This is a genomic window from Bacillus sp. 11B20, from assembly GCF_056098985.1.
Window position 1 is genome coordinate 25,136 of record NZ_JBLZWZ010000007.1, and the last position, 15,697, is coordinate 40,832.

General features: G+C 40.7%; 17 protein-coding genes. 13 read left to right on the forward strand and 4 right to left on the reverse strand.

Annotation, left to right across the window (positions count from 1 at the left end):
• Window positions 1-57 precede the first annotated feature (57 nt).
• From queG to ACN6NB_RS04405, 10 genes are all read left to right on the forward strand, one after another.
• On the forward strand, window positions 58-1,206 hold the full coding sequence (queG, locus tag ACN6NB_RS04360) for a tRNA epoxyqueuosine(34) reductase QueG (RefSeq protein WP_047202907.1): 1,149 nt from the start codon (window positions 58-60) through the stop codon (window positions 1,204-1,206).
• Window positions 1,207-1,269: 63 nt separating this feature from the next.
• The gene (locus ACN6NB_RS04365) at window positions 1,270-2,172 is read left to right on the forward strand and encodes an amidase domain-containing protein (protein ID WP_099663079.1); all 903 of its coding nucleotides are present in this window, start codon (window positions 1,270-1,272) and stop codon (window positions 2,170-2,172) included.
• Window positions 2,173-2,215: 43 nt separating this feature from the next.
• A complete protein-coding gene (trmL, locus tag ACN6NB_RS04370) occupies window positions 2,216-2,689 on the forward strand; it encodes a tRNA (uridine(34)/cytosine(34)/5-carboxymethylaminomethyluridine(34)-2'-O)-methyltransferase TrmL (protein ID WP_034282301.1) in 474 nt (157 codons plus the stop codon).
• A gap of 172 nt (window positions 2,690-2,861) precedes the next feature.
• Complete coding sequence (locus ACN6NB_RS04375; protein WP_064498231.1) at window positions 2,862-3,569, forward strand: YrpD family protein; 708 nt, start codon at window positions 2,862-2,864, stop codon at window positions 3,567-3,569.
• Window positions 3,570-3,945: 376 nt separating this feature from the next.
• Window positions 3,946-5,841 (forward strand): PrkA family serine protein kinase, encoded by a 1,896-nt coding sequence (locus ACN6NB_RS04380; RefSeq protein ID WP_107163795.1) that lies wholly within the window; start codon window positions 3,946-3,948, stop codon window positions 5,839-5,841.
• Between the two features lie 126 nt (window positions 5,842-5,967).
• Window positions 5,968-7,131, forward strand: coding sequence for a sporulation protein YhbH (gene yhbH, locus ACN6NB_RS04385; RefSeq protein WP_268465449.1), 1,164 nt, complete (start codon window positions 5,968-5,970; stop codon window positions 7,129-7,131).
• A gap of 364 nt (window positions 7,132-7,495) precedes the next feature.
• A complete protein-coding gene (locus ACN6NB_RS04390; RefSeq protein WP_039177397.1) occupies window positions 7,496-8,128 on the forward strand; it encodes a biotin/lipoyl-containing protein in 633 nt (210 codons plus the stop codon).
• Between the two features lie 39 nt (window positions 8,129-8,167).
• On the forward strand, window positions 8,168-9,787 hold the full coding sequence (locus ACN6NB_RS04395; RefSeq protein WP_039177398.1) for a DHA2 family efflux MFS transporter permease subunit: 1,620 nt from the start codon (window positions 8,168-8,170) through the stop codon (window positions 9,785-9,787).
• Between the two features lie 17 nt (window positions 9,788-9,804).
• Entirely contained in the window at window positions 9,805-10,329 is a 525-nt protein-coding gene (locus tag ACN6NB_RS04400; RefSeq protein WP_024425322.1) for an NAD(P)H-dependent oxidoreductase, read from the forward strand.
• A 13-nt stretch (window positions 10,330-10,342) separates the two neighbouring features.
• Window positions 10,343-10,702: a hypothetical protein gene (locus ACN6NB_RS04405; RefSeq protein WP_039177402.1), complete on the forward strand. Its 360-nt coding sequence runs from the start codon at window positions 10,343-10,345 to the stop codon at window positions 10,700-10,702.
• 113 nt (window positions 10,703-10,815) lie between these two features.
• Here ACN6NB_RS04405 and cspB read toward each other — a convergent pair whose 3' ends face one another.
• Together cspB and ACN6NB_RS04415 are read right to left on the reverse strand one after the other, a co-directional pair.
• Entirely contained in the window at window positions 10,816-11,016 is a 201-nt protein-coding gene (cspB, locus tag ACN6NB_RS04410) for a cold shock-like protein CspB (protein ID WP_008349061.1), read from the reverse strand.
• Window positions 11,017-11,227: 211 nt separating this feature from the next.
• Window positions 11,228-12,319, reverse strand: coding sequence for a GGDEF domain-containing protein (locus ACN6NB_RS04415; RefSeq protein ID WP_126682080.1), 1,092 nt, complete (start codon window positions 12,317-12,319; stop codon window positions 11,228-11,230).
• A gap of 97 nt (window positions 12,320-12,416) precedes the next feature.
• On the opposite strand from ACN6NB_RS04415, the gene ACN6NB_RS04420 reads away from it, so the two are divergent.
• Window positions 12,417-12,797: a hypothetical protein gene (locus tag ACN6NB_RS04420; protein WP_039177408.1), complete on the forward strand. Its 381-nt coding sequence runs from the start codon at window positions 12,417-12,419 to the stop codon at window positions 12,795-12,797.
• Between the two features lie 34 nt (window positions 12,798-12,831).
• Here the strand turns inward: ACN6NB_RS04420 and ACN6NB_RS04425 are convergent, their stop codons facing one another.
• Window positions 12,832-13,230, reverse strand: coding sequence for a hypothetical protein (locus ACN6NB_RS04425; RefSeq protein ID WP_039177410.1), 399 nt, complete (start codon window positions 13,228-13,230; stop codon window positions 12,832-12,834).
• Window positions 13,231-13,381: 151 nt separating this feature from the next.
• Here ACN6NB_RS04425 and ACN6NB_RS04430 point away from each other — a divergent pair, with 151 nt between their 5' ends.
• Entirely contained in the window at window positions 13,382-13,888 is a 507-nt protein-coding gene (locus tag ACN6NB_RS04430; RefSeq protein WP_034282294.1) for a YhcN/YlaJ family sporulation lipoprotein, read from the forward strand.
• A gap of 156 nt (window positions 13,889-14,044) precedes the next feature.
• Entirely contained in the window at window positions 14,045-14,920 is an 876-nt protein-coding gene (locus ACN6NB_RS04435; RefSeq protein ID WP_144516523.1) for a hypothetical protein, read from the forward strand.
• A gap of 26 nt (window positions 14,921-14,946) precedes the next feature.
• Here the strand turns inward: ACN6NB_RS04435 and ACN6NB_RS04440 are convergent, their stop codons facing one another.
• Window positions 14,947-15,591 (reverse strand): spore coat protein, encoded by a 645-nt coding sequence (locus tag ACN6NB_RS04440; protein ID WP_041089559.1) that lies wholly within the window; start codon window positions 15,589-15,591, stop codon window positions 14,947-14,949.
• Window positions 15,592-15,697: the final 106 nt, after the last annotated feature.

Below are 15,697 nucleotides of genomic sequence, written 5' to 3' on the forward strand. Positions count from 1 at the left end.
ACACTCGTATTATACTGAAAACAACAGAAGAAACAAAGAAAGGAGGTTTGCAAGGTGATTCATGTTGGAGAATTAAAAGAAGAATTGATTCAATATGCGAAAGAAATTGGTGTCGATAAAATTCGATTTGCAAGTGCCGATACATTTGATTCATTAAAGGACCGCCTCATCTTACATGAATCGTTAGGGTATTTGTCAGGTTTTGAAGAGCCTGATATTGAAAAACGAACAAACCCTTCTTTGCTGCTTCCGAAGGCCAAATCAATTGTTGCGATAGCGCTCGCGTACCCTTCCAAAATGAAAGATGCTCCACGAAGTACAAAGGATGCGAGAAGGGGGATCTTTTGCCGGGCTTCATGGGGAACAGATTATCATGTCGTGCTGAAAAAAAAGCTTGATATGCTCGAAGAATTTTTGCGGAGCAAGCATGTCGATATACGGACAAAATCAATGGTGGATACAGGAGAATTGTCTGATCGTGCTGTAGCAGAACGTGCTGGCATTGGTTTTAGTGCAAAGAACTGTATGATTATCACGCCAGAGTTTGGATCTTATGTGTATTTGGCTGAAATGATCACAAATGTCCCGTTTGAGCCGGATGAGAAAATTGAAGACCAGTGCGGAACATGCAATAAATGTGTGGATTCGTGTCCAACAGGTGCGCTTGTGAATCCTGGACAGCTGAATTCTCAGCGGTGCATTTCATTTTTAACGCAGACAAAAGGGTTTTTACCTGACGAATTTCGTTCGAAAATAGGAAATCGATTGTACGGGTGTGATACGTGTCAAACTGTCTGCCCGATCAATAAAGGAAAAGATTTTCATCTGCATCCTGAAATGGAACCGGATCCTGAAATTGCAAAGCCGCTGTTAAAGCCGCTTCTGACGATCAGCAATCGTGAGTTTAAGGAAAAATACGGTCATGTTTCAGGTTCATGGCGGGGGAAAAAGCCCATTCAGCGGAATGCAATTTTGGCACTCGCTCATTTTAAAGATACATCTGCCTTACCAGTGTTAATTGAGCTGATGCACAAGGACCCAAGACCGGTCATTCGGGGAACAGCTGCTTGGGCAATTGGGAAAATTGGCGATGATCAGCAGCTCCCAGAGCTGGAAAAGGCTCTTGAGCGGGAAAGTGATGAAGAAGCGAAAGCGGAGATTGTGAAAGGGATTGAGCTCCTGCAGACACCTTTAAATACTAAATAACATTCCTGTGAACATAGAATGAACCAAACAGAGATTTTAAAAAATGTTTGGTGGTGTCTGTGTGTGAAACAATTATTAGAGAAAACTTTAGAAGACAGGCTGGCGTATTTAATCAATGACCGTGCAATCAAGCAGCCGCAGCTTATGTCTGATGTGGAAGCAGTAGAGCGGAAAAAAGAGCTTTTTGCTAGAAGACAGGTTGAAATTGTGAAGGCGAAAGCAAAAACAAAACTTCTCGATTCAGCCATTCAAGATGATGGAGCTCAGCATGTGCAGTACCTTGCTCATCTCACATATGTCTGCAAGGATGTAGACGATTCTTTTTATTTAGAGGAACAGGTGGAAAAAAGAGAAGCATTTCTTTATAACGACATGCTTGTCAAAGATCGGATGATGCTAGAAGAGCGGCAAGGGGAAGAGCTTATGGATGAGCGCTTTCAGACCGAAGAACAATTCGGTAGAGCTTTTCACTATGACCGGCGGGCAGCCGTGCAGTATGCGGAGACTTACTGGAATAAGCGGAATCCAGCCTATAAAAATTTTGAAGATAACTGTACAAATTTTATTTCACAATGTTTGAAAGCAGGGAATGCGCCAACAAGAGGATATCCGAACCGCGGGTCTGGCTGGTGGGTGCGTCCGCATACGTGGAGCTATAGCTGGACGGTGGCTCATGCGATGAAAAATTATTTAGCGAATTCGAAAGCGGGTTTGAGAGCAAAGAAACTTAAAGAACCACGCGAGCTTCAAATTGGAGATGTCATTTGCTACGATTTTGAAGGTGATGGAAGGTATAATCATACAACCATTGTTGTTGATCATGACAAAGGTGGAATGCCTCTTGTGAATGCACAGACGTATGACTGCCGCATGCGTTATTGGTCATACGAGGATTCGACCGCCTATACACCTGCTATTCGATATATGTTTTTTCACATTTTGGACGATGCCGCGAAAGGTAGTTAGTGGTATAATGTTGAGCGGAAAAGAAAATTAGAGGTGAACTTTTTTGGGACTTCATGTCGTTTTATATCAACCAGAAATTCCAGCTAATACTGGAAATATTGCGCGTACATGTGCAGCAACAAATACAACCCTTCATCTGATTCGTCCGCTTGGTTTTTCGACAGATGACAAAATGCTGAAGCGTGCAGGACTCGATTATTGGAAATATGCCAATGTGGTCTATCATGATTCACTTGATGAATTGTTTGAGGCTCATCCGAAGGGGCAATTTTTCTATATCACAAAATTTGGCCAAAAGCCGCATACGACATTTGATTACTCTCAGCTGGATGAAGACTATTTCTTCGTCTTTGGCAGAGAGACAAGTGGATTGCCAAAAGATTTGATTGAACAGAATATGGATCGTTGTCTTCGTTTACCGATGACAGAGCATGTTCGTTCCCTGAATCTGTCGAATACGGCAGCCATTCTTGTATATGAGGCACTTCGCCAGCAGCAATATCGCGATCTCATATAAGATCATGATAAAAGCCGAGATACTGATCTCGGCTTTTTTATGTGAGATAAGATACAGACAGATGAAAAATATGACTTAATTATACTTTTTTTGACATGTTAAAAAATAGGTAGTATGATAGATTGTGATGACGTTTTCAAAAAATGATGAATCCATTAGGAGGAGTAATGAGATGAAAAAGCTACTGATCACTAGTGCCATCAGCTCAGCAATTTTAATGGGGACGATTCCAGTCAGTATTCCAGGACTCTCTCAGACGCAGGAGATAGAAGCAGCTCAGCTATCAAAAGGGATTGGCGGGCGTACTTATATCAATAGTAACGGATCCATATTGGTCACAAAAATTCAGCTCCCTCCCGCAATGAGTGTGTCAAATGGTACAGCTTATATTTATTCTGGATTCACAGGTTCAAAGGAAGCGGATATTGGGCTTCAATACAGTCCAACCTATAATGTGTGGAAACCTACGATGAAAGTAGGAGCAAATAATCAAGAGACATATATCGAAGGAAAAAATGACTTTACGTATACAAAGGGATTTAAACCTGGAAGTACTGTTCAAATGACGATTTATAAAAATTTGAATGGGCATACAAGAGCGACGTTCTGGGGCACAAATAATGTTGGCTATACCGGCCGCATTATTACAGAAATTCAAAACTCAAACATTGGCGCTGTGACCAAATGGAAACTACTGTCGACGGTAGCAGTAACTGACGATATTTATCGAAAAGACATTCGGGCGAACTTCTCTACTCGTTTTACTGACATCACATTGGATAATCGTGCTGTCACACCTGTGGTGGATATCCAAGACTTTACGAAGGTTCAGGTGTCAGGGAATACAGTGAATATGCAAGTGCTGAAAACAACGAACTAAATGAAAAAAGGATGTTCCGCAAATGGAACATCCTTTTTTTCATTTCCCAGGCTTGCCTTCGTAGCCAGCAGTGAAAATGGATACTAAAAACGTAATGATGACGCCCATCATAATGACCGTTCTCATATAAGCTCCCCCTTATCCCTTTGTTCCGTTCGCTGCCTGTTTCATATGATGTGAAGTTCACCTTGAAAAGCAGGAGAAGAAAATCATTTTTCTCCTATTTTTCCTTTATTATGAAGGGTCTTGCGGATGGTTGTCAATTCAGTTTGCCAATTCGTCATTTTGAAGAACGAAAGCATGTAATAGGACGCCTCCGCATAGATTGTAAAACAGTATCTGATTTCTAGCTTCAATCTTGAAAGAGGAGGTTCATATGGATATTTTAAAGAAAATCGAACAGCACAGAGAAGAAGAGCAGCGTCTCAAATGGGAAGGCACATTCAGCGATTATTTAGACATTATTAAGGAAAATCCACTTGTCGCTCAATCTGCTCATTCTCGCGTTTATCATATGATTAAAGACAGCGGGATTGAAGAGGAGAATGGGGTCAGAACCTACAAATTTTTTGATCAGGAGCTGTTTGGGTTAGAGGAATCACTCGAAAGATTAGTGGAGGAATATTTTCACCCTGCTGCAAAGCGGCTGGATGTCAGGAAGCGTATTTTATTACTGATGGGACCAGTAAGCGGAGGGAAATCGACGCTTGTCACTAGATTGAAAAGAGGACTTGAAGAATATTCACTGACAGATCATGGCGCAGTTTATGCGATCAAAGGCTGCCCTATGCATGAAGATCCGCTTCATCTTATTCCGCAAAATTTGCGGGAGGATTTCTATAGAGAATATGGGATTCGTGTGCAGGGGAATTTGTCGCCTCTGAACATGATGAGACTGGAAGAGGAATATGGCGGTAGAATTGAGGATGTAAGGATCGAGCGGATCTTTTTCTCAGAGGATAAACGGACCGGCATTGGTACCTTTAGTCCGTCTGATCCGAAATCTCAGGACATTGCCGATTTAACAGGAAGCATCGATTTTTCAACCATTGCCGAATTTGGATCAGAGTCAGATCCCCGTGCGTACCGCTTTGATGGAGAACTCAATAAAGCAAACCGAGGGATGATGGAGTTTCAGGAGATGTTAAAGTGTGATGAGAAATTTCTATGGCACCTCTTGTCATTAACGCAGGAAGGAAATTTTAAGGCAGGGAGATTTGCCTTGATTAGTGCAGATGAATTGATCGTCGCCCATACGAATGAAACCGAGTACCGGTCATTTATTTCAAATAAAAAGAATGAGGCTTTGCATTCAAGAATTATTGTGATGCCAATTCCTTATAATTTAAAGGTCACAGAAGAAGAACGCATTTATCATAAAATGATTTCAGAAAGTGATGTCTCAGATGTGCATATTGCCCCGCATACGCTGAAGGTAGCAGCAATGTTCTCCATTTTGACGAGATTGAAAGAGCCGAAGCGTTCTGATATTGATTTGGTGAAAAAAATGCGTCTGTATGACGGAGAAAGTGTCGAAGGCTTCCAGTCAGTCGACATTGATGAGATGAAAAAGGAATTTCATGATGAAGGGATGAGCGGAATTGACCCGCGTTATGTAATCAACCGAATTTCATCTACCATCATTCGTAAGAACATGGAATCGATCAATGCACTGGATGTCCTGCGCTCTTTAAAAGAAGGGCTTGATCAGCATCCATCTATCTCCAGCGAGGACCGGGAGCGTTATTTGAATTTCATCTCAGTCGCGCGAAAAGAGTATGATGATATTGCGAAGAAGGAAGTGCAAAAGGCATTTGTGTATTCCTATGAGGAGTCTGCGAAAACGCTGATGGATAATTACTTAGATAATGTCGAGGCTTATTGCAATAAAAACAAGCTGCGTGATCCGTTAACAGGTGAAGAAATGAATCCTGATGAAAAGCTCATGCGTTCAATTGAGGAGCAGATCGGCATTTCTGAAAACGCCAAAAAAGCATTTAGAGAAGAAATTCTGATTCGTATTTCGGCTTATGCGAGAAAGGGAAAACGCTTTGATTATAATTCGCATGAGAGATTGCGAGAGGCCATTCAGAAGAAGCTGTTTGCCGATCTAAAAGATGTGGTGAAAATTACGACATCGACGAAGACACCGGATGAACAGCAGCTGAAGAAGGTCAACGAAGTAGTAGCTAGATTGATTGATGAGCATGGCTATAATTCAACAAGTGCAAATGAACTTTTAAAATATGTAGGCAGTCTTCTGAATCGTTAATAAATGAAGGAGGCATTATTGGCGCATCAGCACCGGTAATGTCTTTTTTAGAAATGATCGTCAACTTGGATGACGATCAGCATAGGATAAAGGAAGAATTGTGCAAAAATGTGAGGAGGGGGATGGATGTCCCGGCAAGAAAAAAGTCAGTTTATTGTGTCTCAGGAAGACTGGTCCCTCCATCGAAAAGGCTATGACGACCAGCAGCGTCATCAGAAAAAAGTCAAAGAGGCGATTAAAAACAATTTGCCGGATCTTGTCACAGAAGAAAGCATCATCATGTCGAACGGAAAAGATGTTGTGAAAATTCCGATTCGTTCATTAGATGAATATAAAATTCGGTATAACTACGACAAAAATAAACATGTGGGTCAAGGGGATGGAGACAGCGAGGTTGGCGATGTTGTTGCGCGTGACGGCTCAGACAGTAAGCAGGGTCAAGGAAAGGGGCAGGGCGCTGGAGATCAAGCTGGTGAGGATTATTACGAAGCAGAAGTCTCATTAATGGATCTCGAGGAAGCACTGTTTCGTGAACTGGAGCTGCCAAACCTCAAGCAAAAGGAGCTTGACGACATCATTGTCGAACAAATTGAGTTTAACGATATTCGCAAAACCGGGTTAACAGGAAATATCCACAAAAAACGAACGATGCTCTCGGCATTTAAACGAAATGCGATGACAGGGAGTCCTTCCTTTTATCCCATCTACCCGGAGGATATCAAGTATAAAACGTGGAATGAAGTGACCAAACCAGAGTCGAAAGCCGTCGTTTTGGCGATGATGGATACGAGCGGAAGTATGGGTCTTTGGGAAAAATATATGGCGAGAAGTTTTTTCTTTTGGATGACACGTTTCTTACGGACAAAGTATGAGACAGTCGATATTGAATTTATTGCTCACCATACAGAGGCGAAGGTGGTAGACGAAGAACATTTCTTCTCGCGGGGTGAGAGCGGGGGGACCATTTGCTCGTCTGTCTATCGAAAGGCACTAGAGCTCATAGACGAACGATACCCGCCGTCGCGGTATAATATTTATCCTTTTCATTTTTCTGATGGTGACAATTTGACATCAGATAACGGCCGGTGTGTGAAACTTGTTTCTGAGATCATGAAAAAAGCCAATTTATTTTGCTATGGTGAAGTGAATCAATACAACCGGCATTCTACGTTAATGTCAGCATACAAGCATATTCAGGATGAGAAATTTAAGCATTATATTCTGAAGCAAAAATCAGACGTTTTTCTCGCACTAAAAAAATTTTTTCAGCAGGAAGAAGTTCATTCATAACGAGCACATTTGAAAAAACCTTTCAGCATAAGGGCTGAAGGGTTTTTTGTGTGGAGAAGGAAGGGATCACCAGAAAAAAAGTAAAACTTTCTCTTTGACATTTCAATTTTCATTTATTAATATTTAATCTTGTTAAATATAAGTTTTTCAAAAAAGATGCCGATCGTCTTTTCTTCTTTTTCTGCTCCTTGCTCATAATTGAACAATAAATATAAATGGGCTGCACACCATGTTTCGGGCGGGAGTAGATCAAGGGAAAAAGACAGATTGTTGAGCTTGTTTCATATTCTGTCAGATGATGGGCATTCTAAGTTTGCTAAAGCAGATGACACTATATTTTTATACATGAAAGGAGAAACAAAACATGAACAGAGGGCGTTTATTGCTAACGAACATTATTGGCCTTATTGTAATTCTTGCCATTATTGCCGGAGGTGCTTATTACTACTACGAAAGCACAAACTTTGTCAAAACAGATGAGGCAAAAGTGACAGGTGACATGTATCAAATCACAGCTCCAGCAGCTGGACAAATCAAAGGCTGGGATATCAACGAAGGTGACGAAGTGGAAAAAGACAGCACAGTTGCAAAAGTTGAAGGACAAACAAAAACAAACATTAAAGCAGTGGCTGATGGCACATTAGTCAAAAAAGAAATCCAAAACAACCAACAAGTGCAGCCTGGTACAGTTCTTGGTGAAACAATCGATTTAAGCAAGCTTTACATCACAGCAAATATTAAAGAAACAGATATTAAAAACATTGAAAAAGGCGATAAAGTCGACATCGTTGTAGATGGAGATCCTGATACAACGTTTGAAGGAACTGTTGAACAAATTGGTTATGCGACAAACTCAACATTCAATATGCTACCAGCAACAAATTCAAGTGGTAACTATACAAAAGTAACGCAAAAAGTAGCAGTGAAAATTTCAATTAAAAATCCATCAGACAAAGTACTTCCAGGTATGAATGCTTCTGTCAAAATTTCATCTTAATGATGATTGATACCAAAAAATGAAAGGAGGTTGTCTGAGATGGCAAATCAACCTGCAGCGACAAAACAGGGAGCAGGCTCCTTGTCTTTACTGATCATTTTAATGGCCGGTTTGTTCGTAGCGATTTTAAACCAAACGCTTTTGAACGTAGCTATGCCCCATTTAATGACAGAATTTAATGTGAGTGCGACAACGATTCAGTGGCTGACAACAGGCTACATGCTTGTCAACGGTGTGCTGATTCCGTTGTCTGCGTTTTTAATCACACGTTTTGGACAGCGCAGCTTATTCCTAGTGGCGATGATCTCATTTACACTAGGTACATTTATTTGCGGTATTGCGCCAAACTTTTCAACAATGCTCATCGGCCGTTTGATTCAGGCTGTCGGCGGCGGTATCTTACAGCCGCTTGTCATGACAACAATCCTTTTTATTTTCCCTCCGGAAAACAGAGGGAAAGGAATGGGGATTTTCGGTCTTGCGATGATGTTTGCTCCTGCAGTAGGACCAACATTATCTGGTTACATTATTGAACATTATTCTTGGCGTATTATGTTTTACGGACTTGTGCCAATCGGTGCGATTGTCATTATCGCGGCTTTCTTTATGTTTAAAAATATTGTAGAGCCTAAAAAAATCAAGCTGGACAGTCTTGGTGCGATTCTTTCAATCGTTGGTTTTGCTTCCCTTCTTTACGGAGTGAGTGAAGCAGGAAGTGATGGTTGGACAGATCCGATCGTCTTATCTACGATTATTATTGGTGCGATTGCGATTATTCTCTTTATTTTCCAACAGTTGAAAGTTGATAATCCGATGCTTGATTTCCGCGTATTTAAATACAGCATTTTCTCATTATCAAGCGTTATTAACATCATTATTACGGTTGCCTTATATACAGGGATGTTCTTACTTCCGATTTATCTGCAAAACCTCGTTGGATTTACGGCATTGCAATCTGGGCTATTAATGCTTCCAGGGGCACTTGCGATGCTCATTATGTCCCCGATATCAGGGATCTTGTTTGATAAATTTGGACCTCGTCCGCTTGCGATTGTGGGGATGCTCATTACCGTTGTCACGACATATGAGTTTACAAAGCTGACCATTGATACTTCTTATAGTCACATTGTGCTCATGTATGCAGTACGTGCATTTGGTATGTCACTTCTTATGATGCCGGTTATGACAGCAGGGATGAACCAATTACCACAGCACTTAAACAGCCATGGTACAGCGATGTCTAATACATTGAGACAAATTAGCGGTTCCATCGGTACGAGTTTGATCACAACGATTTATACGAATCGGACGACATTCCATTATTCCAATATGGCGGATCAAACAAATACAGCCGACCCGCTCTTTATGAATTCATTCCAGGCGGCTGTATCGAATGTGATGCATCATATGGGCATGACAGCAGAAGCTGCTCAAAAATATGTATCCACCCAGCTCTTTACGAAAGCACAGATCGATTCAAACGTGATGGGTATCAATGATGCTTACATGTGGGTGACATTATTCTGTGCGGCTGGTGTCATTCTCAGCTTGTTCCTGCGAGATGTTCGTAAGGATAAAAAGCGAAAAGAACAGCAGCATAAGAAACAAGAAATATCATTGCTTCCAGCACCTAAGGAAGCAAACCAAGATGCAAGATAAGTGTGGAGGGACCGTACATGAAAATTTATGTTGTATACGATAGTGAAGGTGACCATACAAAAGCACTTGCAGAAGCGATTGCAGCAGGCGCAGGTGAAACAGAGCAAGCTGAAGTATTCATTGATCACGTGAAAGATGCAGACATTCGCAAGCTTGATCAAATGGATGCGATCATTTGGGGCTGCCCTGGTCACTTTGGTACTATTAGTTCTGGGTTAAAGACATGGATTGACCGTCTTGGCTACTTATGGGCAGAAGGAAAACTAATCGATAAAGTCGGTGCTGTTTTCTGTACAACTGCTACAACACACGGCGGTTTAGAAATGACAATGCATAATTTGATTACCCCGATGTTCCACCAAGGAATGCTTGTTGTCGGCCTTCCTGGGAATGTTCCTGAGAATGCTTTATACGGCTCTTACTATGGAGCTGGTGTGACATGTCCGATCGATTCTGATGAATTGATTTCGACTGAAGGCATTGAACTCGGAAAAGCACTAGGAAGACGTGTAGCATCAGTCACTGCATCATTTAAGCGATAAGGAGAGGGTTCTTTTGGCGACGATTATTGTAGCGTTAGTAGCTGCTGTTCTAGTCATTATTGGATTAGTAGCGTTCAATGTCAGACACGCATCGGCCGATAAGGAAGAGATCAAAGAAGATGTCTCCAATCAGCCTGACGTGCCGCATAGCGAGCCAGAAGCTGTGGCGAGACCTGTAGAGCCTGAAGTTGAAAAAAAAGCGTCAGAGCCTTCTCAAACAGATGATGCTGCGTCTGGCGACGATTTCTATAGACAGGCGCTTCAAAAGTTTAAACAGCCAGAACCACCTGTCAAAGAAGAAGAACCAGAAACTAAAATGAATGATGATATGTATCGTTCTGCTTTGCAGAAGCTAAAGCAGAAGGATAAATAAAAAAGAGAACCTCTCATCAGGTTCTCTTTTTTTATGGAACAAAAAAACCGCCGGCAGAAGCCGGGCGGTTTTCCTTCACTCTATAAAGTGCTAAAAGAGCAGATGCTCTTAAATTACGCTTTGTTAACGTTAGCAGCTTGTGGTCCACGGTTACCTTCAACGATTTCGAAAGAAACTGATTGACCTTCTTCTAAAGTTTTGAAGCCTTCGCCTTGGATAGCAGAGAAGTGAACGAATACATCGTCTTGACCTTCTACTTCGATGAATCCGAAACCTTTTTCAGAGTTGAACCATTTTACTTTACCTTCTAACATGAAATTTCCTCCTAAAGCGATCTTAACGCTTAAATTCACTATTCTTGCTCTTACACAAACTTCAAAGACGAAAACTCTTACAAAACTTTCTTCTTAAAGATGATACGAACAAAAATAATTACCTTTACTTTACCAGTGTTTGCGGGAAAAAACAACTGTTATACGAAAACTTTTTTAAAAATAATTAGCGCTAACAAATTGAGGAAAATGCCTATGTCAAATGGTCTTTTTTTCTCTCTGAAAAGCTCACTTGATTTCGGCCGGACTCCTTCGCTTTATAGAGCTCCTGATCAGCTATAATCGGTAATTGCTTAATGTCTGCACTAGTTCCATGAGAATAAGCACATCCGATTGATACTGTAGTATGAATGGACAGACCGTTTTTTAAATAAATCGGCTGATCTGCTATTTTTTTTCGTAAGCGTTCTGCAATCTGCCATGTTTTTTCAATTGTACAGTTTGGAAGAAGGACAGCGAATTCTTCACCGCCAATCCGCCCAATATAATCAGAGCTTCTTGTGTTTTTAATCAGCCTTGTACCGATTTCTTTTAAAACGATATCTCCCTCATGATGCCCATATTGATCATTAATGGTCTTGAAATAATCGATGTCTAGGTAAATAAGGGACATTTGATGGATAGGCTGCTTCAACTTCTTAGTAAAAGCATCACTTAATACCTCATCGAACTTCCGTTTATTTAAAACACCTGTTAAAAAGTCATAATGAGCTTGGAATTTATACAAATTTAACAGCTGATATGCTTTTGTTTGATGCTCAATGACATAAAAGTTAAACAATCCAGCAATATATGAGAAAATCCAATAAGTAGAATGCAGTTGAAATGATGTCTCATGCACGACCATGATAAACAGGCTTGTGGCTATCACATTACCAATCGTAATGGATAACAGCATTTTCACAACATGATTCATATGACGCTCTGCAATCAAAAAAGAAGAGGCTGCGATAAACATCATGGAAAAAATATTGATGGAAGAAGCGATGTTGGCTTCAATTAATAACCGGCCAATGATGACAACAAAGGCTGCAATCATTGTTTGGGCGATGCCTCCATAAAAGGCCGTTAAAATAAGGGGAATATGTCTTAAATCGATGATCGCTGGTCCTGTTTTAATAGAGAAGAACATTAAAAGGACACCGAGTAACCCAGAAAGCATGCCTTTGCATATTTGTCTGAGCAAGGTATCTTCTTTTTTTAGAAAATTCTCTTTAAACACAAGCATAAATAAATAATGGAAAGTAACAAGAATTGTTAAATTAATAAAGAGGTCTCTTAGCAAAATAGAATCACCTTTTTAAAATTACTAAAATTTGTTGCAAAAGAAAAGGGTAAAAAGGATAATTAATAAAAATTTTAATGAAGAGGAATTGAAGAAAATGCGAGGAAAACGCTTTCCAGATCAAACGGACTGGCTTTCTTTTTTTGAAAAAATGCCAGATGCCGGATTTGAAAAAGAAATGCCGGTTGAATATCAAGATTTGACGTTTCGGTTCGAGAATCAGGAGGAGCGATTTGTTGTGGACATGTCGCTTGCTATGCGGGAATTTACCTTAAAGGTTGTTCGAAAAAAGAACGAATCTGTTTTAGGCATATATGATTTTAAAACTGTGCAGCATGTAGAGATAAAAAAAGATCGGAAGGAAGAAAAGGAGCTGTTGCTGATATTAGAGCATCATGACGACTTCCTCACAACAATCGAAATCTCATTTTTACCTTCCTTTTGTCTCATGGTCAAAGAACATTTTTCTGGAGAATAAACAGGAGCCTCTTTTTATGAAGGCTCCTGTTTTATTATTTGTGCTCGATGTCATTGATGACTTGCTGGATTGATTCATCATCCATCACATTCATCACATTTTCATCAATGTGAAGAGATTGCGCATAAGACTCTCTTGGCTGATGGGTTCTTGTTGGTGATTGGTGCTGGTTTGTTTGATTTGGCTGGACAGCTGTGAATGCTTGCTTGATCATTTGTCCAACTTCACCTGTTCCTTTTGATTCTTTATGTGAGTGGGACTCATGGCGAGATGAGTTTTGGTGCTGATGGTTTGCGCCTGTCATCATTGAAGACATATTCATTTGTGCCATGCTTTTCAGCCTTCTTCGTAAAACTGGGGAGAATAATGCAATGATAGCTGTTGATACTGCGATCATTGCGCCAGTGCTCATACCTTTTCTTTTTTTAAACAAACGAATCCCTCCATTTGGTCGTGATGATTCTTCATCATGTTTAGGATGACCAAACCCAGCTGAATTATGAATTCATTTTACGAAAACAGAGGATGTGTGCATAAAAAGCCGGCTGGATGAAAAACCTATGAGCAAAAGGAGGGAATAATTGATGAATAAGAAATGGATGCTATCTTTACTGCTCGTGCCAACATTAATCACCGCTGGGTGTGGAATGAACAATCAAGGCGATGAGCGTAGAGGAACAATGAAAAGGCAATATGAAAATGTCACATATAAGAATGACAACATGAGACAGGATCAGCCAGATGTTCAAACACCTCAGAAGGTCAAAGTGGCAGATAAGGCGTCAGAGCTTGTAGCGAATATGTCTGAAGTGAAAACAGCGAACGTGCTTGTCACTGGAAAAAATGCATTTGTAGCCGTTGTGCTTGAAGGCAATAAAAGCGGTGATGTGACGGACGATCTGAAAAAGAAAATTTCAGACAAAGTCAAATCAACGGATCAACAAATCGACAACGTGTATGTATCTGCTAATCCAGACTTTGTCGATCGTATGCAAGGGTACGGAAAACGTATTAAAAGCGGAGAGCCAATTTCAGGATTCTTCGATGAATTTACTGAAACGGTTAGACGTGTCTTCCCTGAATCAAAATAGCTACGACAAAAGCCGTATGTCATATGCGGCTTTTTTGTTTGGAACCGCACCTCGCGTACCTGACTGCATAAAGTAAAAAATATATCACCTCTTGTTGATCTTTGTTTCTTCATAGAAAGAGAAAGAGGGTGCAGGATGAATTCGGGTGGGGAGCAAATGAAAGCCAAGCCGTCATTGATTCATAAAAAACTTGTAGGCGGAATGATTGCAGCAGGTCTGATTTTTTATGCTTTCACCGCGTACTTGATTTATGTTGCGTTTCAGCTGACAGGACAATATTTAGAGCAGCAGTCTTCTCCTAAAACGATTATCACGGAGGGACTCAATAAGCAAGTCTATGAACATATTCGAATCTACTATGCAGAGGAAGAGGAAGCTTTTGTTGATCTGACAATAGAGGCTTTGAAACAGGCAGAGAAGAGGACAGCGTCAGTGTTTCAATTTGAAGCTGACAGACCTTTAGACGTTATCTATTTTGATGATAAAGAGTCGATCGAACAAGTGGCGGGGATCAAGCATATTACTGGATTTTACTCTGATCATGATCAAATGATAGGGTTATATCCAGATAAACGGGAAGCATTATTGAAGAAAGAGACACTGCCTTTATACTTTTTCAATACGTTGTTTATTCATGAGTATGCTCATTTTGTTTTCTATGAAAAGGTCCATTCATATGAAGTGTCTCCAGGAATGTTTCCGCTTTGGTTCCACGAAGGAACAGCAGAATGGACGGCCTATGACGTGTTAAATGCTACGTCTGAACGCTTCGACGTGGTTCCTTTTCAATCTCTTCATTCTGATCAAGACTGGCAGAATTCACGGGTGACGTATGAAACAGATGTCTATTTACAAAGCTATTATATGATCTATGAGCTGGTGCAGCTTTGCGGACGAGACGTCATACATGAAATCATAGAGGAAACTGCGAAAACGGGCCAATTTGCTAGCGGCTTTGAACAGGCGACGGGGAAGAGGCTCACAGATTTTGAAGAACAGTTTAAAGTCATGTACCAAAGAAAAAACGGCTGACCAAAGAAGGGGGTCAGCCGTTTTTCTTAATGAAGAGGCTTTTGTTGATCGGCCTTACTAGGAGGCATTTGAACCTGCCCCTGAAGCGGTGCAAAAGCTGACGTCATGGCGGTCATGTCTTGTTTGGAAAGCTGAGGAACTTGATAGTAGCCATGCTTATTTTGATACAAGAAAATTTCATACGCCATTTCGATAAAGTTCGGAATCTGCGCAGCAAGCACACGTCTGACAACAGGGTTTGTTACTTCTAATGCTGACATTGAAAGTAACCCAGCGTGTGATTTGACTAGGCTGAGCATATGTCCTGTGATGCCTAAGTCTTTTACATCCTGTAGTGACTGGTTCGGCTTCTTCGGCTGAGAAGGTTTGATTCCGTATGTCACTTGAGTGTGTTCTTTCATCATATAAGTAGCGGTTTCTTCACTAGGCTTTTGGCCTGTAGAAAAACAATCTACAGTGACATTGTACTGGGATAAAACGAATTGATATTGTCGATCCAGGATGTCGGATAATGCAGGATCTTGAATAAATTGCCGCAAGATCATATATTGATCCAAAATATTAATCGTACCGGCTAAAATTTCATGTAAATCGAATAACTCATGCCCGCCATGGTTGAGTTCAGGCTGCTGAGCGCTTCCTTGGAACATTGGCTGCTGATCGTTTTGCATTGAGATTCCTCCTTCTGTTTATACACTCTGTTTTAATGTGAGGATGTTTTCACGATTTCATGCAAAAAACATTATTTACAATTAGAGGGTTTTCTTTCTTTTTGTC